We start from the raw sequence: 19,270 nt of genomic DNA on the forward strand, positions 1-19,270 counted from the left end.
ATTCAAAGTAATCGTCTTGCTGGCGACAAGTGCCTTACACACCGCGCCAACGATCACGGTGACTCGTTACGAACAACCCAATGAGTTACCGCAATTGTGACACAGATAGCAATTCCCGTTGCGAACCGTGATCGAGCCACAATTATCGCAGCTTGGGGCGTCGCTTTGGAACTTCGCAAACTGACTATCGCGCTGATTGTCGCTTTGTGTCTGTGCGCTTTGTGTCGGAACGTTAGTCGATGCGTAACCGTTTGATGAAGCGGTTGGCGTCGCTAGCTTCGGAGCTCCTTGAAGCCCAACAAAACGTGCTTGCGTATAAGTGTCTGTGCCCGGCTTGGAACTCGCAATCGCGGAATCATTCCCATCGACTTTCGCGTTCGGCTTGGAATTCGGATTGGTCGCAACCGCGATCGGATGCTCGTGCGAACTGCTCAGGAACGTCAATCCCATCCAGCGGAAGATATAATCAATCACACTCTTGGCGATTCGAATATCTGGGTTGGTGGTATAACCCATTGGCTCAAAGCGAGTATGACTGAACTTGTTGACCAGCACTTCCAAAGGCACGCCGTATTGCAATGCCAAAGAAATCGCGGTCCCAAAACTGTCCATAATACCGCCGATGGTACTGCCCTCTTTGGCCATCGTGATGAACAACTCACCAGGACGTCCATCCGGGTACAAGCCCACGTTCAAGTAACCTTCGTGGCCCGCAATGCTGAACTTGTGCGTGACGGAACTTCGGGTATCTTGCAATCGCTCGCGACGCGGTTGAGAGATGATCTTCTCGATCACTCGCTCTTTGTCTTTTTCTTTTTGGTTTTCGGACTTGGTGTTCAGCGGTTGCGACTGCTTGGAACCATCGCGATAAATCGCAATCGCCTTCAAGCCCAACTCCCAACCCCAGAAGTAGGCATCGGAGATATCTTGGACCGTGACATCCGTAGGCATGTTGACTGTCTTGCTGATTGCACCGGACAAGAACGGCTGAGCGGCCGCCATCATCTGCACGTGAGCTCGCCAACCAATGCTGCGTGTCCCCTTAGCAGGCTTAAACGCACAATCAAATACCGGCAAATGCTCGTCTTTGAGCTGTGGAGCGCCTTCGATCGTATCGTTCTCGTTGATATACGCTGCGATCGAAGCAACCGTATCGTCGTCGTAACCTAAGGTGCTCAAGCCCAGCGATACCGAGCGGTTGAGGATCTTCAACATGCCACCGCCAGCCAACTGCTTGTACTTGACCAACGCAATGTCAGGCTCAATCCCGGTCGTATCGCAGTCCATCATGAAACTGATTGTCCCCGTTGGGGCCAACACGGTCGCTTGAGCGTTGCGGAAGCCATGCTTCTTGCCGCTTTCCAAAACCTTGTCCCACAATTCTCGAGCTGCGTCCTTGAGCGGTTGAGGACCTTCATTCGCGATATGTTCTACCGCATTGCGATGCATCTGCATCACACGCAACATCGGCTCGCTGTTGTACTTGTACTCGGCAAATGGACCAACAACACCGGCGATTTCGGCCGACGCAAGATTCGCCGCTCCGTGAAGCAACGCGGTGATCGATCCACACATTCCACGGGCTGCATCCGAATCATAGGGCAGGCCGCTGGTCATGATCAACGAACCTAAGTTTGAGTACCCAAGCCCCAGCGGACGGAACAGGTGACTGTTGTGCGCAATTCGCTCGGTTGGATAACTTGCATGATCCACCAAGATCTCTTGAGCGATAAAGAACAATCTCGCCGCCGCAGTAAATCCACCGACGTCAAAGGTTCCATCAGCTTGACGAAACTTCATCAAGTTAATGGAGGACAGATTGCATGCCGTGTTGTCCAAGAACATATATTCCGAACAAGGGTTACTCGCATTGATGCGACCGCTGTTGGGACATGTGTGCCAATTATTGATCGTGGTATCGTACTGGACCCCAGGGTCACCGCAGTGCCATGCGCAATCCGACATGCGTCGCAGAATGTCGGCCGCTTCATAAGTCGGCGCGTCTTGGTCGCACTTGCCACTGACCCATTTGGTCTGCCATGGCAGCTTCTTGGCGACCGCATTCATAAACTCGTCGGTAACACGCACCGATAGATTCGCATTTTGGAACATGACCGAAGAGTACGCTTCACCATTGAAGTTCGACTCGTAACCTTCACGAATCAAAGCGTGCGCTTTCTGCTCTTCCTTCCACTTGCATTCGATGAATTCCATGATGTCTGGATGCCAAACCTTTAGCGATTGCATCTTGGCCGCACGGCGCGTCTTGCCACCTGATTTAACAACCGCCGCGATTTGATCGTAGACTCGCATAAACGACAAAGGACCGCTGGGCTTGCCGCCGCCAGTTAACTTCTCACGGCTTGATCGAATCGTAGAAAGGTCAGTGCCCGTACCTGAACCAAATTTGAAGAGCATCGCTTCACTGGTGGCTAACCGCATGATGTCTTCCATGTTGTCGCCCACGCTTTGAATAAAGCAGGCTGACCCTTGCGGATACTCATAAGGGTTCTCTGGCTGTTCGACGACGCCCGTTTCGACGTTGTAATGCCAATTGCACTTCGTACCTTCGACTCCGTATTGATTGAACAAGCCGACATTGAACCAGACCGGCGAATTGAAGGCACCCACTTGATGTAGGCACAACCAAGTCAGCTCGCGGTAAAATCGTTCGCCGTCCTCGACGGTATCAAAATAGCCATCGGCAATCCCCCAGTCCGCGATCGTTCGCGTGACGCGATGAATCAGTTGCCGCACGCTGCGTTCGCGTTCGCCGACATTGCTGGGATCGCCATAAAAGTACTTGCTGACCACCACGTTGGTCGCTAATTGAGACCAACTGGCTGGGATCTCGCAATCCTTCTGCTCGAACAAAGCTTGCCCACTTTCGTCCTTGATCTTCGCACTGCGCAGTTCCCACTGCACGGTATCAAAGGGATCGGAGACATTCTCCGGACAAAAACGATTCTCGATTCGAATACCTGCTCGGTCGCCGCGAAACTCCTTGGTAGTGACGCTTCGCTCACGACGTTCACGCCCCATTTCGACTGTAGCCATCTTGGAAGACTCCTAAAGAACTCAAAGTTCGTATCCCGGAGAACTGCATGCCCGTAGGGGTCAAACGTTCAATCCGGGAACTCCTTTAAAAAGAATAAACGTTACTGCATGTCAGCCTAACGAGCAGAAATGACTAGTTTGGTCCAACGTCGAATGAAATCCTTCGCCGACCAGAGATTCTCCGCTGACTTGCTTTTACCAAAGCAAAAGCACTACGTATAGTGCATTTGGTCGCAGCGGCCACTACATATTGAGTCTGACAGTTTGGAATGATAGCGAATTGAGCTTCCCAGTCAATGGAATTTGGGCCTCATTTTTGGATTCTTGCCTGCGACAGCCCGAACCAAAAACTCGCCTCTCCGGAAAAGCCAGCATAAACCTAAATCTCCAATTCGCTCGTGCCGGTACAGCTTCAGGAAGCAGACTATCCGATACATGAGTTGCAATTGGAAGAATCGTTAAATTCGGCGCAAGCAGAACGCCGATACCGTTCAAGGGTGCAAAGCCCCTTTGTCCACCAACACCCGGCCCGATCGACCTTCATCGATCGTCCCAGCTATCGCGTAGGATTTCCCAATGAGCAGTCAAGCGAATCTCGCAGCAGATGATCATGCGGTGCTAACACCCATGGCGCAGCGTCGTAGGCATCTGCTCCAAAGACTCCTGGTTACCAGTTGCATTTGGATGCCCGTGGCCACCACGCCCTGGAACGTATCGGCTCAGGATACAAGCAGCAGATCGGGCGCGATTGTCGTTCCTGTGGCTGAACCAGTGGACCTCATGCTCACTAGAGTGCAAGGAGCGGCCCCGCCCAACTCCAGCCAAGGGCTTTCCACCAAGCTCAACTCCGAAACAACGCAACCCACTCGTGCTCGCTTGACCTCCACCAACAGTCGCCCGGCCGAGGTCTTCAAACGACCAGTAATCCGCGTCGGGGAAGGTGCCAGCACGCCGCCAACGCCCGCGAGTGAATCGACTGCGTACCACCACGATGCGCAAATGCCGCAAGCACCACACGCGGCAACTCAACGACCGACACCAACGACAGGCGTGGTGGCCGCGGAACCTATTGAGTTTGCCTTCGGAATACAACCGGTTCCCAAGACATTCGCCGTGCCAGCCCCCAACGCAGTCGAGATACCAAACAACTATCAGGCGAATCTAGCTGTTCCTGCTTCGACGGCGAATCATTCACCAGTAGCCATGCCAAGCCCAGCGATACCGGAGCTTCCTCCAACCATGCTGGCTCCAGGAACTGATACCCATGCGGTCGTGCTGAATGAGTACGCTTCACCTGCATTCAGCTTGGATGAAACCGAAGTCACTTCCGAGTCGTCAACGACCCTTCCAACGCTTAGCAGCGAACGTCTAACGCTTTCGGACAAGGACATCAATGTCTATCGTCGCAAAATGACTTCGCGTACCTTTGACAAACCCATCGCATCAGCCACAACGCAAGATGAGAAGGTCTGCAAGGTCTTCATGATTGACGCTCGCAATGTCGCTTTGCTGGGCACCAATAACGGCCAGACACGATTGGACTTGGTCTTTGCCGATGGATCGCAGATCAGTCATCTCATCAACGTCAATAGCGTGCTGGCGCAAACCGAATTCGCCCGCGATGATAACAAAGTCGAACGCATCAATCAGACGCTCAGCGAATTGTATCCCAACGCAGGCATCGAAATCGCACCTAACTCCAACGGAGGAATTGTGGTGCGTGGAAACCTGCGAAATGAAACAGACGCTCGAGATGTCATGACACTTGTGCGACAAGTGTTCCTGGTTCCGATTCAAGACAAACTAGTTGTACGCCATCGTTAACGCAGGAATACCTCGAAGAAGTATGCCCGCTTAGAAGACTCCTTTACCCAGTAGTAGATTGCCACCTGTCATAGGGTTACCAGTATGCGATTCAAAATTAACCGTTCAGTGCCAAATCTCATCTCGAAGCGAAGCCGCCATTCGCTCAGTGCATTTGCATTGACCAGCAGCTTACTGGGAGCCATGCTTGCCGGCGCGAACGCGGCCGCTCAAGAACTCCCCAGTCCCATTCGAATCCATACACCTTCTGCTACGCCGACGCCGCTGCCGTTCGGCAACTCGCAATGGCCAGTCCAACAAGCCAGCGGCTTACTCGCACCGGCCAACGAACTTAATTTGGATCCTGCGGATTCATCGACGGTGCAAGCGGCGTTTGCTGAGGACTTCAGCGTTCCTTCGGCAGCCAGCTTGCCTCCGGTCCCCGCTTTCAACAGCGCGGCCGCCAAAGCACCGGAAGACACCGCAACGAAATCGCACTCGCCTTTCCAAACGGTTTCCAATACGACTCAGTTGGGCATGCAAAACGCTCCGATGGTCATCTCTTCGGAACCGATGATGATGGGCTCCGAGTTCATTGTTGATGGAGGATATCCGATGATGTCCGATCCGATGATGATGGATGGCGGTTACTACCCTTCGCCGATGCCACAAAATTTTGGAATGGCCAAACGCGGACCGAATATTGGCTATGACCCGATGGCGATGGGCGGATGTGCTCCAGCAGACTGCCGGATCTATTACGTCAATGCGGAAGCCCTGTACTGGAAACAAGAGGAAGACCAATCCTTGACCTATTCACAAGGTCGTCGTCTGCCAGACAACGACTTCAAGTTCGGAGGACGTGTCACCATCGGTGAAATGTTTGACTGTGTCAACGGCATCGAGTTTGTTTATACAGGTCCTTTCGAGTGGAATCGTTCTCGGCTTGATACCACAGGCAACTTGAATGCAACCTTCCGCACCGTAGATCCGTTTCTGCCAGCTCCAGTTTCGCTAGATACGTTCTTCAATTCCCAGTTGCACTCGCAATCCTTGGAAACAAATCTCAGCACCTATGAGATCAATCGCCGCTGGTTCGCTAGCGATTTGTTCAGCACGCTGCTAGGACTGCGATTCATTGACTACGATGAAAAATATGGATTCGATGCGATCGCCAACGATGGCGGTATCGGTAGCATGCGCAACAACATCGACAACTTTCTCGTCGGAGCTCAATTCGGTGTCAACATGTACCGGCCGCTGACTCAACGTCTGTCCTTCGGTGGCTGGACCAAGTTGGGCGTGTATGCGAACTTTGCCAAGAACCGCACCAGCTTGACCAATCGAGCTGACATCCTAGTGGACACAGAACGATCGGATACTTCAATCGCTGGATCGGTACAGGGCGGAGTAGGTATGCGGTATCAGATTTTGCCAAGACTGATGCTGACCGGCGGTTATGAGTACATGTGCATCGGTGGTGTAGCAACCGTCGCTGACCAGCGTACGTTCCCGCTATCAACCACCAGTGCTGACAACGTGGAACAGAAAGACAATGTCTTCTTCCACGGATTGAACGCTGGTGTTGAGTTCAGTTACTGAGCCACATCTCTTCTCTAGTGGGATTAGGCTCAAGCTCTCCGGTTTGAGTCAAAATCAAAACGCCGGCCACCGAGTGCCTCTTCGTTGAACAGCACCAACGTTCAGTAGCGTGGCAGATGTGATTCATGCTCCCGCCTTTAGGCGACTGCTCGTCATCCCGCCCGTAGTAGCATTGGTATCTACGCAAGTATGGGTGACGCGGAAGCAGATCTTAGTTTGTTTTGCTACGTGAGACTGCAGGGTTTCGTTTAACGGCGTAGGCATCGCCCCGCGTTTGTTGTGTCTTTAGCAATATCGCGGCCCGTTGGGCACGCGGTTAAACGACATTTACCCGATTTCGCCTGCGAATCAAACGTAAAGATGTGTAGATACCAATGCCTTTAGTAGGCGTTTGTGCCCGCTAAGAAATGGAGAGTAATTCCGCCTGAAGGCGGGACTACGAACAGAACCGTTCCAGCCGCGGCGAATTCCAAGCCCCTCTCTTCTATTTGGGCTGTCACAACCGGCCATAAGCCCCGACGACAGTCGGCAGGGTTTGGATTATGATAAGCAACTGCAAATTCGGAATCGCCGCGATTTGTCGCCCATGAACTTGCCTGTTTAGATTCCTGCCTCCGACTCCAACTCCTTTACCACCTGCCAAATCTAATGAGCGAAAAGCAAAACCCGAGTGACGCTACGCCAGGAAGCGGACTTGAAGCCCTTGTCGAAATGAACCAGTCATGGTGGAAATACCTGACGCCTTATCACTGGTTCGTCTTTGCCATGGCGTCCGCATCGTGGGTTTTCGACTGCTTAGACCAACAGCTTTTTATACTCGCTCGCAATGATGCCTTAAAAGCATTGATGCCGAACACGGATGCGAAAGTCATCTTTCAGTACGGCGACTATGCAACCATGATCTTCATGTTTGGATGGGCAACCGGCGGTTTGATCTTTGGTTCGGTCGGTGATCGCATTGGAAGGGCCAGGACGCTGACCATTACCGTGTTGCTCTACTCACTTTCCACAGGTTTGTCGGCTTTCTCGCAAGGCTGGCTGGACTTTGCAGCCTACCGATTCCTTACCGGTTTAGGCGTCGGCGGTGTGTTTGGATTGGCTGTCGCTTTGGTCGCAGATACATTGCCCGACCGCGCTCGAACACCGGCGCTGGGAACGCTACAAGCTCTTTCGGCCTTCGGCAACATTACCGCGGGCCTTGTGTCGATGCTATTTGGGTACTTGGGGCGAGTGGAAGTCATCAACGGTGCGGACGCGTGGAAGTACATGTTCCTGGTCGGGGCCATTCCTGCTTTTCTGTGCGTGCTGATTCAAGTGCGATTAAAAGAGCCTGAGAAGTGGGTCAACGCTCGCGCCGAAGGCAAGAAGACTGGGGTCAAGTTCGGTTCGTACGCGGATCTTTTTTCCACGCCGCTGCTGCGTAAGCATGCGTTGCTGGGCATGATGTTATGCGTCGCGGGCATTATCGGCGTCTGGGGCATCGGGTTTTTCTCTCCGGAGCTAGTCGACGGCGTCATCAAGCAGTCGCTGCGTGCTGAACGAATCCCAGATCCAACCGCTTTCAGCACCGAACAACTAGCTGCGATCGAAGCACAAATCCAAAGCGAAGCGACTTATTGGAAAGGCATCAACTCGATCATTCAAAACATCGGGGCCTTCTTTGGCATGATGTTCTTCACGATGCTAGCGCAGAAGTTTGGCCGCAAGCCTACCTTTATTGCTGGTTTTCTCGCGGCGGGCTTAGTCACTATCTTCTACTTCCAAGCCTTCCGAAGTTTGGCATTGTTGCCTCTGAGCGCCTTGATGGGAGGCTGCCAACTCGGCCTCTTTGCGGGCTATGCTATTTACTTGCCTGAACTCTTTCCGCTGCGATTGCGCAGCACTGGCACGAGCTTTTGTTACAACGTCGGACGTTATATTGCAGCCTTGGCTTTGCCAGTGAAGGCATATCTGTTGGCCTATTTTGCGGCAGGAGCGACGGGACAAGCAGAAACACTCGACGCCTATCGAACGGCAGTGTCAGTCATGTGTACGACATTTCTGGTCGGCGTCGTCGTGATTCTGTTCTTGCCTGAAACCAAGGGGAAACCACTGCCAGAATAGCAAGTTGACCCCGTGCCCCCAACCGCCCGTTTACTTCCACATGCAGCGTAAACCTGTCATCGCCCTGGTTGCATGGCAAGCGATCTCGGCTGCGATTCCCCACACCGGTCGTCCCATTGGTGGCCTTGAGCTAGCCGCATGGAGTTGTGCGAAATACCTCGCCGCAGAGCGATCTTATGCACCACGCTTCGTGGTTCGATCGCCAGTTCGTTTGCCCCAGCAAACCATCGACGGGGTGGACGTACTACCGCTGCACGATCCATTCCTAGATCGCAGACGCCGGTTTTCAGCGTATCGAACGTTGCCATCCGCCAAACGCACTTTCCTGGATCACTGGCGAATGGTTTGCGATGTGGGAATCCTGGCAGCCACCTGGCCTTTCCGTCATCGCGATGCCTTGCCCATGCAGCCCGATTGGAGATTGCTGAAACTTGCCAAACCCGATCTTTGGATCGGTATGGGAACCAACCGCGATAGCGCAGCGGTCATCGCGACGGCTCGGCAACAATCGGTGCCCTCCATCCTGATGATCCAAAGCAACATGGATGTTGATCCACAACTCTTGCAACCCGGATTTGTGACGCGATACGGGGACCTTGGAACGTGGTGTGAGTTTGCTTTGCGTAACGCCAGCGCGGTGATCTGCCAGTCCCAAACACAATGCAATATGCTGCGGCAGCACTTTGATATCGGCGCTTACTTGGTCCGCAATCCCATCGAGATCGAACTTTGGAACCAAGCCTGCCCAACGCCACAACAGAAACGGCATCTACCGGTGCTATGGATCGGCCGTTTCGACGACTTCCATAAGCGGATTGATCTGGCAATGGAGATTGCAAAACGGTTACCGGACGTCCCATTTCGCTTGATCGCAAGACCGTTTGATGACGCCATCGAACGAACTGTTCGAGCTAATTTGCCGGAGAATGTTGAGCTGATCGATAGCGTCACCTTTGCAGAGATGCCGCAGCAATTCCATCGTTGCGGCGCTTTGTTAGTTACCGGCACAGCTCGGTACGAAGGCTTCCCCAACGTGCTATTGCAAGCGGTCGCTAGCCGCACGCCGATCGTATCGCTAGAAGATTTTGATGGCTACATGGCCAGCAGCGGTGGTGGCGTTGTTTGCAATGGTGATATCGACAACGCTTGCGAGAAACTGCAACACTTGCGGTCAGCCACGCTAACGCTCGACTATGATTCCGCGCAAAATCATCTGTGTGCGAACTACAGTCCCAAACAGGTAACCGCTGACTTGCATAACGCGATCAAGCAGACATTACTACAGCCCCACTCAAGTTGACCCACTCGCTTTGCCCCCTAAGGAACAAGAAGATGAACATGGCTCGAATCCTGCTAGCAACATGCATGTGCCTTTGGGCAATCGCTTACACTGGGAACAATGCCTACAGCGACGAACCGCTATTCCAGCACGAACCAGGCATGGTCTCCTACACATACCGCAATGAGTTCGCCAAAGACTTCGCTGGCACGCTAGACCGAATCTTGGCACTGGGCATAACCAATATCGAGTTCTCGAATTTGTTTGGCCAGTCGGCAGATGACATTCGAGCCATGCTTGATCAACGTGGCATGCGCTGCACCTCTTTTGGCGTCAGTTACGTTGACCTTCGGACCAAGATGGACGAAGTGGTTCGAAACGCCAAGACGCTTGGCGCGAGCTTTGTGCGTGTTGCTTGGCTGCCAGATCGCCAACCCTTTACGCTGCCGCTGGCGCAGCAAACTACGCAAGAGTTCAACGAGATTGGGCGGCGATTGCGCAAAGAGCATGGGCTCCTCTTTTGTTACCACAATCATGGCTATGAATTTGTGGAACACGACGGAGGAACGCTGTTCGATTACCTGATGGCCAACACGAACCCAGAAGATGTGTTTATCGAGTTAGACATATTGTGGGCCTATTTTCCAGGCGCGAACCCGGTCGAGATCCTGGAAAAGTACGGTGACAGAATCAAGCTGATGCATTTAAAAGACCTTAAAAAGGGTGTCGCCGGTGACTTGTCGGGCAAGACATCGACGGAAAACGATGTCGCATTAGGCGAAGGGCAATTGGATATCCCTGCCATTATCGCTGCCGCCCAAAAGGCTGGCGTCGAACATTTCTATATTGAAGACGAAAGCTCACGGACGGCTACCCAGGTCCCTCAATCGATCGCGTATCTGAAGTCGCTCAAGGCCGCGCAGGAGTAGTTCCTCCATCCCCTGTCAGCCTAGGCTCTGGAAGATCCTTGAGGCTTGCCTTCGGAGAGAGCTTGCCCCATTGCCGCCCGACAGATTTGCGCTTTGTAGCACTATAAAACATGTCGCTTGACGTCTTCTGTCGATTATATATAATACGATTAGTTTTGTGTATCAATCTAGGACACCTCCGACGTGACTAAAACAACTCAAAGCACTCACGGTGACAAGCGAGAACATGTCGTTGCGGCCATTGTCGATCGCATCGTCCGAGGGGATCTGCAAGGGGGCGATCGCTTGGTCACCCAAGAAATAGCCGATTCGTTAGGCGTTAGTTTGACGCCGGTTCGCGAAGCATTGGCGGAACTAGCAGGTGTCGGCATCGTCGACTTGTTGCCCAATCGCGGCGCAACCATCCATGCGTTTTCTGCAAAGGAAATTCGTGAAGTTTGCCGCGTCCGTCGCGCTTTGGAGTGCGAAGCGGTCCGCGGTGCTATTGGAAGGATTCCACCAAGCCAGCTTCAAGAACTGAATTCGCAGTTTGCGGCGTTGGCCAAAGCTCCCGTCAAGGGGCAACGCATGGTTCGCAGGGCTCGGCAACTAGATTCGAATCTGCATGACCTGATCGCATTGCACTGCGGTAATTCCTTCCTCTCCAAAGAACTCGCTCGGCTTTCGCGACTATTTCGTTCGCTGCGAGATGCGTCGTGGGTGGATTCCCAGTCGCGTGACGATTGCATGCGACTGGCAGAGGAAGCCCTTGAGCATCACCACATTACCAAAGCGATGCTCAAACGCGACAAAGTGGCTGCCTCGCGAGCGATGAGCCAACATATTGCCGCGTCCGCTCGTTACTGGTCACGCGGTTGCGCAAGTTCGTAACCCAACTTACTTTGCTTTAAATTTTCCGATTACCCGAAAGGCAGTGACGATGAAATCATTTGCAATCGTACCCACCGAATCCGAACTGCAGTCGCTGGAGCGTGACTTGCACTTCTATCCGACCAGCAACGACACACCGAAGTATCTCAGCAAAGCTCAAGTCAATCACTTTAATCAACGCGGCTATGTTACTCCGCTGCAGATTTACGAGAGCGAAGAGATCTTGGCCATACGCAAGTACTTCGATGATCTGTTGGGCCGCGTGATGCAAGCGGGTGGTGACAGTTATTCGATCAGTTCGGCTCACATGAAATATGGGCCGGTGCATGACATTTTAAGCAACCCAACGATTGTAAACTATGTCAGCGATTTGCTTGGAGATAATGTCATTGGCTGGGGCTCGCATTTCTTCTGCAAGATGCCTGGCGACGGCAAATCGGTCGCGTGGCATCAAGACGCCAGCTACTGGCCTTTGTCGCCATCGAAAGCAGTTACTGTGTGGCTGGCTATTGATGACGCGGATGAAGACAACGCCTGCATGAAGTTCATCGCGGGCAGCCACCATCATGGTCACATGACATATCGTCCCAGCGATTCGTCCGACCACAATGTCTTGAATCAAACTATCGATAACCCAGAGCAGTATGGCGAAGTGGTCTGGAACCCGCTGCCGGCTGGGGCCGCGTCCATCCACGCAGATTTGCTGTTGCACGGCTCCGATGTCAATCGTTCCCACCGTCGACGCTGCGCATTAACCTTGCGATATTGCGCAGCCGAAGTCCATGCGGCGCTGGGCTGGAATGAGAAAGGCGTACAAGTACGTGGGCAGGATCCCCGCGGCCACTGGGCGAACGTCCCACGACCTACAGGCTCCTAGTGCAGCGACGAGGGCGATCCCGATAGTCGCGCTTTTTCTCAGTGAAATCCGATGCGATCGCTGCTATTTGTTGCCGATGCAATACAGCGACGAATCGGTCCGAATGAAGATCTGATTGCCTACGATAGCCAAGGAAGAGTCAATCGGTTCGCCCAGAGAATTGCTGGCCAAGATTTCCAAATCCGAGCCCGCTTTGATAACGACCGTCGTACCATTGCGGCCAGTAAAGTAGACGCGGTCGGCGGCGGCGACCGGAGAAGAATAAATCGTATCCAACCCATTCACTCGTGTCGGCTTCATGACTGTCTCGCCGGTCTTGGCATCGACGGCGGCGACCAGTGCGTTGTTCTGTTTGCAAAAATATAAAACGCCTTTATACAGTGCTGGCGAAGGGACATAGGGAGCAGCGTCGTTTCTGGTCCACGCAACCTTGGATGAGCCTGTCACATCGCCTTGGGAGTCCAGTGATATCGACTGAATCATATCGCCTCGATAGCCGGTCATGCAGATCACATGGTCCCCGAATAAGACGGGCGAAGGGATTGGGTTTTGGACTTGGCCACCCGCTTCCCAGATCAGCGAACCATCTTTAAGGTCATAACTGCGGACACGCGTGCCGTTGGTGATCACTTGCACGACACCCTTGTGTTCGACGATCAGCGGCGTGGCCCAAGTCGTCGGTTCATCGCGATTGACACGCCATTTTTCGCTGCCTGTTTTGGCGTCCAAAGCCACGATCATGGATTGACCTTCATGATCCCAAGGAATGATCAGCGTGTCATCGTGGAGTGCTGGTGTAGACCCTTCGCCAAATGCATTGCGAGTTTGCATTTTGCCCAATTTGGCGTCCCAGACCAGCTTGCCGTCCATGTCATAGCAGTAGATGCCTCGCGAGCCGAAGTCTGCATAGACGAATTTGCCATCGGTAAGTGCAGAAGAAGACGCAAAGGTGTTCGTCTGATGGCCAGCTTCGTGCGGCACTTCTTCGGCAGCAATCTGGCTCCATAGCATGTTGCCGCTGGAGCGATCGTAGCACAGGACCATGAATTGATAGGGCTGGGTGGGGGCGGGACCGCCGAAGCCACCGAATCCGCCGCCGCGTCGTCGCCCGCCGCCATCCGCCGGTGGTGCTGCATCCGCCGGTGGTGTTGCATCGGTGGCAGCACCGCTGGCGTCGCCCTTTTGGACCGCTGTGAGAATAAAGATTTTGTCGCCCCAAATGATTGGGGTGGAAGAACCTTTACCAGGCACATCCGCTTTCCAAATCACGTTCTCAGTGGTGCTCCAAGTCAGCGGCAGATCGGTTGCAGAGGACGCGCCGCTGCCATCGGGGCCGCGCCATGGATTCCAGTTTTCAGCTCGAGCCCAGTCGCCGCTGGTGATACAACTCAATAACAGTGCTACAATGCTCAAATAACGCATGGCATCTCCTTTGGGATTTGCTGTAGAAGCATAAAATGTCGACTCAAAAGGCGGTTGGGACGTTGTCGCAATTGCCGACGCAGAACCAAGCAGTATAACTTTTTTGAGCGATCTTGTTACGACTGTCCTCATTCGCATGACGCTAGGTCCATCGTTTCCAAACCCATGACAGCAGTAAAACTCCCGGTTGCCGTTCTAATTTCTGGTGGAGGTTCGACGCTGAAAAACTTGCTAGACCGGACGCAAAGCGGACAACTTGCGGTCGATATACGCTTGGTCATCTCGTCGCGGGCCGAGGCGGGTGGTTTAGCGTATGCAAGCCAAGCTGGAATTCGCTCCGAAGTGATACGCCGCAAGGATTTTGCAAGCGCAGAAGCTTTTCGAGATGCTAATTTCGCATCGATCCGTCAGGCCGAATGTGAGCTAGTGGTCATGGGCGGCTATCTGCAGCACTTACTTATTCCGGATGACTACAATAACCGCGTGATCAATATCCATCCGTCGCTGATACCTGCTTTTTGCGGTCAGGGCTACTATGGGTTGGCGGTGCACCAAGCAGCCGTGAATTATGGAGTTAAAGTGAGTGGATGTACCGTGCACTTTGTCGATAATCAGTTTGATCATGGGCCGATTATTGCCCAGGCCGTGTGCCAGGTAAGCAGCAGCGACTCTGCAGACGAATTGCAACAACGAGTGGGGCAGCTTGAACGAGAATTATTGCCGCAAGTCGTACAAGCCATCAGCCTGGGACACATTGCCGTCAGCGCGGGGTCGCGCATGGTGCAGTGGTCTGGCAAGGAGTTAACTTAGACTGGGAGATCTACGCATGGGACGACGCCGAAAATCGAGCTCCGCAGGCTCTACATCCCTTTTGCTACCGCTGATTTTTTTGTCGCTGTTCTTCTGTGCTGGCGCCGCCTTTTTTGTCACGCTGTTTGCATTACCAGTCTGGCGGATGCAACAATCCAGCGGCTGGAAACAAACGACAGCGGTGATTGACCAATCGGAAATTCGCAGCAAAAGGGGCGATAAATCGGTAACCTATGCGCCGGTGGTCAAGTACCGATACTTTGTCGATGGCCAGCAGTTTACTGGCGACCAGTTGTGGTTTCGCATGGCGAACGTGAACAGCCGCAAGGAGCTGTCGGAAGTGATGCGTCCCTACAAAAAAGGGGCGGAAGTTGATTGCTTTTACGACCCCGACCAACCAGCCAAAAGCGTATTGCTCCGCACCGCCTCCCCGGGTTGGCCGGCTATCCTATTGCCGGGTATGTTCATGGGAATTCCAATTCTGATAGGCTGGAGCTTGTTAGCTGCGCGAGCCAAGCAACATTCAACTTCGCAAACTGGTCGCGCAACGCAACGCCCCACTCCTCAAACCGAGGCTTTTTCAATGAACGCATTTCGTGATGGCTTTGGCGGTACGAGCGGCCCTGCTCAACCCTCGCAAGTCTTTGAGTCACGTTTTTGTGCAACGGAAGCAAATGACCCTTTCGGAGACCAGCCGCATTTGCTGAAGTCGCAATCGGGCAGGGTATCGACTTTCGCCATCTTGATGTTTGTGGCGTTGTTTTGGAACGGTATTACTTTCGCGGTCATGTTTGGATTCCTCAGCGCAGGCAAAGTGGCGTATTTTGCATTGCTGATCTTGATCCCATTTGTCTTGATTGGACTGGGGCTATTGCTTGCTGCGGGCTACTACTTCTTGAAGATCTTCAATCCTAAACCTGCGGTCGTTTGTTCACAAAGCTTGATTTATCCGGGCAGCGAATTTGAATTGAGCTGGACGTTCTCGGGACGAAGCGGATCGTTGCGTGGCGTGAAAGTCAAACTGTCTGGCGTAGAGACGGTCACTTACCGCATGGGGACTTCCACACGCACGGAAACCAACCAGTTTCATGACCAGGAATTGATCACCACCAGCGATCAACAGGAGATTTCCGAAGGCTTTGTACTGGCCAAAATCCCCGATAACACGATGCATACTTTCACAGCCAAGAACAATAAAGTCCAATGGTATGCAGAGATTATCGGCGAAATTAAGAACTGGCCCGACGTACATGAAAAGTACGAGCTAACGATCTATCCTCCACGCATTCCTTCATAATCCTTGCTGCGGACCCATTCAAATGTTGCACCTCCAAAATCGCAAACCAATCGTTACGAAACAACCTGCCACCCGCGCGCGATTAAAGGCTTTATCAGCCGCAGCCAACACAGAATTGACGATCACCGATTCGCCGGTCGGACTATTACGCATCAAGACACAGGGGGGGGCGTTGGTTGAATTAAGCTTTCTCGGCTTTGAAAGCCACGACACCTTAGACGCTCAAGCGACGCAATCGATCAGTGCAGAGAGCGCCGTCAATCGATCGCAAACGCTGAAGGATGTCCAGGCATTTTTGGCGGCTTATTGGGCAGGCGATCACCGTGCGTTTGCAGGCACCATGGATTTGTCGTGTGGTACCGAATTCCAGCAGCAAGTTTGGCGGGAACTGTCCAAGATACCCTTTGCTCGCACCACGACTTATCGTCAGGTTGCGGTAGCCATTGGGCGTCCGACGGCCGTCCGTGCGGTAGCCAATGCGATTGGCAGGAACCCAATCGTCATCATCGTTCCGTGCCATCGAGTCATTGGCAGCGATGGATCATTGACAGGATTTGCGGGAGGGCTGGCGTGCAAGGCCGCGCTGCTGCAACATGAGCGACCCTCGCAATTGTTCTAGCAGGTCGCTTTCCCTCGACGATCGCTTAACTCTTGGCGTGACTGAAGGCGGCTGCAGCAAACCCCAGCAAGTCGCCAATCTCTTTGGATCGCACCTTCATCGGTTCAAAGTTATGAGCCAGCGAGCTCAGCTCTAGCAAGGATGGCGCGATCCCCATCGGCCGCAAACCTTGAGGCATACGCTTGAGCAGTTCTTGCAAGGCCTCGTCGTATCGTCCGATGCGAGCCAATAGATCAACGTACGTTTCAATCGCAATGGTGCCAACTTCGTCCGTCGGCAACTCTTCTGCTTTGCGCAAAAACAGTTGCAAACCTTGATCCACTTTATCGCCCAGCAGCGCACGAAAAAATGCGATAGACATTGGGTATAAAGGCTCAAAGGGCTCTTCGCTGTTGTACTGATATTGCTGGTGCAAATGCCTGCCATAGACCGCTAGATCCAAAGCAAGCTTCAGCGTATCTGGATCGTCCAGTACGCGTGCGAATCGAACGGTGGAAGCGATATGCGTTGTATCCAGGTGGTACGCTCCCCCTTGAAGCAAGCTTGGCCTGGCGATCAAGATCGACTCCAGGTCCAATTCGCTTGGCAGATTCCCTTCGCGGCGCTTGATGTCCTCGATCACGTTTTGAAGCACTTCGCGGTGCACCTGTTTGACCAGCACGCCCACGGCTGCTTGCTGGTCCGTTCGCCCGCGCATGGCAACGACGGCATCCATCATCGTGATCGTGTTGCAGGTACCGCGATGTTGTAAGCTGATTTCAGTGCCGCGACCTGGATCGATACCTTCTTGCACCAGCAGAGCCAGCATCGTGTCGAGGTTGTCGTCGGTGACGGCCACGTCCTGCAGAGCTTCGGCCGCGGCAGGCATATCTGCGACGGCTCGCATGTACATCCAGCCTTCTTCCAGTCTGCCTTGGCGCAGCATTTTAGCACCGACTTCGCGACATGCTTCTAGCAGCCCGCGCTCCAGCGCATCGTTTTGTTCTGAAGTTCCTGGCGACTCGCTTTCGGCAGCCACCGGTGACAATCCTAGCTGGATGCGGAGTCGCATTTTGATGGCTTCGAAGAGTTCGGTGAGTTGATTTGTTTTGCGATAGTGCTCCACCAGCCAATCGGCAGCCGCGAGGGGGCCCAGGTCGGCGGTGATTTGCTCAATCGTCTCAACAGGCGAACTGTTCATGGGGATGCTGCTGTTTTCGTAAAGGAAGCTTGGCTTTTCGGCCAAGTGTCGTGGGGGTTGATGATCGTGATATGGAAGTCGTAGAATCTTACGCGGTTTTCATCCATTCGACGAGCTTAGGCCGAGGGCATTTATGAGCAACGTACACAGAAAACTTCACTTTGACACCCTAGAGCAAGCGATGGCCGAAGCGGAGCGATTGGCCGCAATCGAAACCACGACCTCGGGCAGCTATTCCTTTGGCCAAATCGCTGAACATCTCGCCAGAACGCTGGATGTCGTAACAGGCACCACGGGTGGGCCGCCGGTGCCGTGGTTTGTCAAAACCCTGGCTGGTTTGATAAAAAACTCGGTCATCAACAAACCAGCCAAGCCTGGATTCAAGCTACCCAAGGGGGCTCAATCCTTCTTGTGGCCCGACCAGGAAGTAACCCAAGAAGCTGGCATGACTCATTTGCGTCAAGCGTATCAGCGATTTATGGCCACCAAGGAGTTTCCGAAGCATCCGATTTTCGGGAGCATGACTTTCCAGCAGCATCACCAATTGCAATGCCGGCACTTCGAGCTGCATCTGGGATTTGTATGCCCCAAATAGCAGTTTCCCTTGGTTTTTGAGCGACGCTACACGATTGCGATTAAGGGTAAGAGCTGCGAGGACAGGAAAACTTTATCGATCCTCGCGAAGATTCACGCATTAGCTGGCATTGCGATTAGGAAAATGTTTTTCGAAAGCAGTTTTTCCCCATTGACTAGATGGGGGCCCGTTCGTATCCTCTTCCGCTCTTGCAAAGCGAGTTGTCGCGGTCTCCCGTCATTACAGACGGGGGCGTTTCCTGGATGAGTCCTTGGGAGCTGGCAAGGCTTTTGAGTTTGTTCGCATTTTTGAAGGTAGATTTAACGTGTCTGCAGGTTCGCACGAAGTGATTCGAATTCGGATGGAAGCTTATGACCATGCCGTATTGGATCAAAGCGCTCTTGAGATCGTTGAGACCGCAAAACGCACTCACTCGGAAGTCCATGGCCCGATCCCATTGCCAACGCGTATCGAAAGATACACGGTTCTCTCCGGTCCAAACATCGACAAAAAAGCTCGTCAGCAATTTGAAATTCGCACTCACAAACGATTGATTGATATCAAGCAAGCGACGGCTCGAACGATCGAGGCGCTGAACAAGTTGAGCTTGCCTGCAGGGGTTGACATTAAGATTAAAGCAACCTCGCGCTAGATCCCGTTTGTAAGTGATTTTTTGGTTCCCGACTTCCAGTTAAATTAAACAATATGGCGTGGAAGTCTGGTGGGTAACCCTCCAGTGCCTATCGAATTAACTTCTCGATGGGGCATCGATGGAAAAGCGGCGTGTTCGTCGTTGTGTCTGTCGTTGTAAAGCATTGGTTAGGTCCCGCTAGGCAATGCGATCGACA

15 protein-coding genes are annotated in these 19,270 nt (G+C 53.1%); 12 read left to right on the plus strand and 3 right to left on the minus strand.

Annotated features, from left to right (window positions below):
- Positions 1 to 66: 66 nt before the first annotated feature.
- Positions 67 to 3,057: a vitamin B12-dependent ribonucleotide reductase gene (locus SH302x_RS22795; RefSeq protein WP_479365093.1), complete on the minus strand. Its 2,991-nt coding sequence runs from the start codon at positions 3,055 to 3,057 to the stop codon at positions 67 to 69.
- A gap of 576 nt (positions 3,058 to 3,633) precedes the next feature.
- On the opposite strand from SH302x_RS22795, the gene SH302x_RS22800 reads away from it, so the two are divergent.
- The 7 genes from SH302x_RS22800 to SH302x_RS22830 all read left to right on the plus strand — a co-directional run bounded on the left by SH302x_RS22800 (position 3,634) and on the right by SH302x_RS22830 (position 12,520).
- A complete protein-coding gene (locus tag SH302x_RS22800; RefSeq protein ID WP_479365094.1) occupies positions 3,634 to 4,881 on the plus strand; it encodes a pilus assembly protein N-terminal domain-containing protein in 1,248 nt (415 codons plus the stop codon).
- Positions 4,882 to 4,965: 84 nt separating this feature from the next.
- Positions 4,966 to 6,462, plus strand: a complete 1,497-nt coding sequence (locus SH302x_RS22805; protein WP_479365095.1) for a hypothetical protein — start codon at positions 4,966 to 4,968, stop codon at positions 6,460 to 6,462.
- 648 nt (positions 6,463 to 7,110) lie between these two features.
- Positions 7,111 to 8,565 (plus strand): MFS transporter, encoded by a 1,455-nt coding sequence (locus SH302x_RS22810; RefSeq protein WP_479365097.1) that lies wholly within the window; start codon positions 7,111 to 7,113, stop codon positions 8,563 to 8,565.
- Positions 8,566 to 8,605: 40 nt separating this feature from the next.
- Complete coding sequence (locus tag SH302x_RS22815; RefSeq protein WP_479365098.1) at positions 8,606 to 9,865, plus strand: glycosyltransferase; 1,260 nt, start codon at positions 8,606 to 8,608, stop codon at positions 9,863 to 9,865.
- A gap of 32 nt (positions 9,866 to 9,897) precedes the next feature.
- Positions 9,898 to 10,773, plus strand: coding sequence for a sugar phosphate isomerase/epimerase family protein (locus tag SH302x_RS22820; RefSeq protein WP_479365100.1), 876 nt, complete (start codon positions 9,898 to 9,900; stop codon positions 10,771 to 10,773).
- A gap of 183 nt (positions 10,774 to 10,956) precedes the next feature.
- Positions 10,957 to 11,643, plus strand: coding sequence for a GntR family transcriptional regulator (locus SH302x_RS22825; protein ID WP_479365101.1), 687 nt, complete (start codon positions 10,957 to 10,959; stop codon positions 11,641 to 11,643).
- A gap of 49 nt (positions 11,644 to 11,692) precedes the next feature.
- A complete protein-coding gene (locus SH302x_RS22830; protein ID WP_479365102.1) occupies positions 11,693 to 12,520 on the plus strand; it encodes a phytanoyl-CoA dioxygenase family protein in 828 nt (275 codons plus the stop codon).
- 63 nt (positions 12,521 to 12,583) lie between these two features.
- Here SH302x_RS22830 and SH302x_RS22835 read toward each other — a convergent pair whose 3' ends face one another.
- Positions 12,584 to 13,942 carry an outer membrane protein assembly factor BamB family protein gene (locus SH302x_RS22835; RefSeq protein ID WP_479365104.1) on the minus strand — a complete coding sequence of 453 codons (1,359 nt, stop codon included), beginning with the start codon at positions 13,940 to 13,942 and terminating at the stop codon, positions 12,584 to 12,586.
- Positions 13,943 to 14,107: 165 nt separating this feature from the next.
- Here SH302x_RS22835 and purN point away from each other — a divergent pair, with 165 nt between their 5' ends.
- The 3 genes from purN to SH302x_RS22850 are packed head-to-tail and all read left to right on the plus strand — an operon-like array spanning position 14,108 to position 16,668.
- Positions 14,108 to 14,752 carry a phosphoribosylglycinamide formyltransferase gene (gene purN, locus SH302x_RS22840; protein ID WP_479365105.1) on the plus strand — a complete coding sequence of 215 codons (645 nt, stop codon included), beginning with the start codon at positions 14,108 to 14,110 and terminating at the stop codon, positions 14,750 to 14,752.
- Between the two features lie 16 nt (positions 14,753 to 14,768).
- Positions 14,769 to 16,049, plus strand: coding sequence for a DUF3592 domain-containing protein (locus SH302x_RS22845; protein ID WP_479365107.1), 1,281 nt, complete (start codon positions 14,769 to 14,771; stop codon positions 16,047 to 16,049).
- A gap of 22 nt (positions 16,050 to 16,071) precedes the next feature.
- Positions 16,072 to 16,668 carry a methylated-DNA--[protein]-cysteine S-methyltransferase gene (locus tag SH302x_RS22850; protein WP_479365108.1) on the plus strand — a complete coding sequence of 199 codons (597 nt, stop codon included), beginning with the start codon at positions 16,072 to 16,074 and terminating at the stop codon, positions 16,666 to 16,668.
- Positions 16,669 to 16,693: 25 nt separating this feature from the next.
- Here the strand turns inward: SH302x_RS22850 and SH302x_RS22855 are convergent, their stop codons facing one another.
- Positions 16,694 to 17,848 (minus strand): hypothetical protein, encoded by a 1,155-nt coding sequence (locus SH302x_RS22855; RefSeq protein ID WP_479365110.1) that lies wholly within the window; start codon positions 17,846 to 17,848, stop codon positions 16,694 to 16,696.
- Between the two features lie 133 nt (positions 17,849 to 17,981).
- On the opposite strand from SH302x_RS22855, the gene SH302x_RS22860 reads away from it, so the two are divergent.
- On the plus strand, positions 17,982 to 18,443 hold the full coding sequence (locus SH302x_RS22860; protein ID WP_479365112.1) for a DUF1569 domain-containing protein: 462 nt from the start codon (positions 17,982 to 17,984) through the stop codon (positions 18,441 to 18,443).
- 304 nt (positions 18,444 to 18,747) lie between these two features.
- Entirely contained in the window at positions 18,748 to 19,074 is a 327-nt protein-coding gene (gene rpsJ, locus SH302x_RS22865; protein WP_479360407.1) for a 30S ribosomal protein S10, read from the plus strand.
- Positions 19,075 to 19,270: the final 196 nt, after the last annotated feature.

The sequence above is a fragment of the Njordella calcicola genome (assembly GCF_056494125.1).

What these genes read in the sequence shown, in the direction of transcription:
- SH302x_RS22795 (WP_479365093.1), bottom strand. Translation starts at nt 3,057, where the DNA reads ATGGCTACAGTCGAAATGGGGCGTGAACGTCGTGAGCGAAGCGTCACT.
- SH302x_RS22800 (WP_479365094.1), top strand. Translation starts at nt 3,634, where the DNA reads ATGAGCAGTCAAGCGAATCTCGCAGCAGATGATCATGCGGTGCTAACA.
- SH302x_RS22805 (WP_479365095.1), top strand. Translation starts at nt 4,966, where the DNA reads ATGCGATTCAAAATTAACCGTTCAGTGCCAAATCTCATCTCGAAGCGA.
- SH302x_RS22810 (WP_479365097.1), top strand. Translation starts at nt 7,111, where the DNA reads ATGAGCGAAAAGCAAAACCCGAGTGACGCTACGCCAGGAAGCGGACTT.
- SH302x_RS22815 (WP_479365098.1), top strand. Translation starts at nt 8,606, where the DNA reads ATGCAGCGTAAACCTGTCATCGCCCTGGTTGCATGGCAAGCGATCTCG.
- SH302x_RS22820 (WP_479365100.1), top strand. Translation starts at nt 9,898, where the DNA reads ATGAACATGGCTCGAATCCTGCTAGCAACATGCATGTGCCTTTGGGCA.
- SH302x_RS22830 (WP_479365102.1), top strand. Translation starts at nt 11,693, where the DNA reads ATGAAATCATTTGCAATCGTACCCACCGAATCCGAACTGCAGTCGCTG.
- SH302x_RS22835 (WP_479365104.1), bottom strand. Translation starts at nt 13,942, where the DNA reads ATGCGTTATTTGAGCATTGTAGCACTGTTATTGAGTTGTATCACCAGC.
- purN (WP_479365105.1), top strand. Translation starts at nt 14,108, where the DNA reads ATGACAGCAGTAAAACTCCCGGTTGCCGTTCTAATTTCTGGTGGAGGT.
- SH302x_RS22845 (WP_479365107.1), top strand. Translation starts at nt 14,769, where the DNA reads ATGGGACGACGCCGAAAATCGAGCTCCGCAGGCTCTACATCCCTTTTG.
- SH302x_RS22850 (WP_479365108.1), top strand. Translation starts at nt 16,072, where the DNA reads ATGTTGCACCTCCAAAATCGCAAACCAATCGTTACGAAACAACCTGCC.
- SH302x_RS22855 (WP_479365110.1), bottom strand. Translation starts at nt 17,848, where the DNA reads ATGAACAGTTCGCCTGTTGAGACGATTGAGCAAATCACCGCCGACCTG.
- SH302x_RS22860 (WP_479365112.1), top strand. Translation starts at nt 17,982, where the DNA reads ATGAGCAACGTACACAGAAAACTTCACTTTGACACCCTAGAGCAAGCG.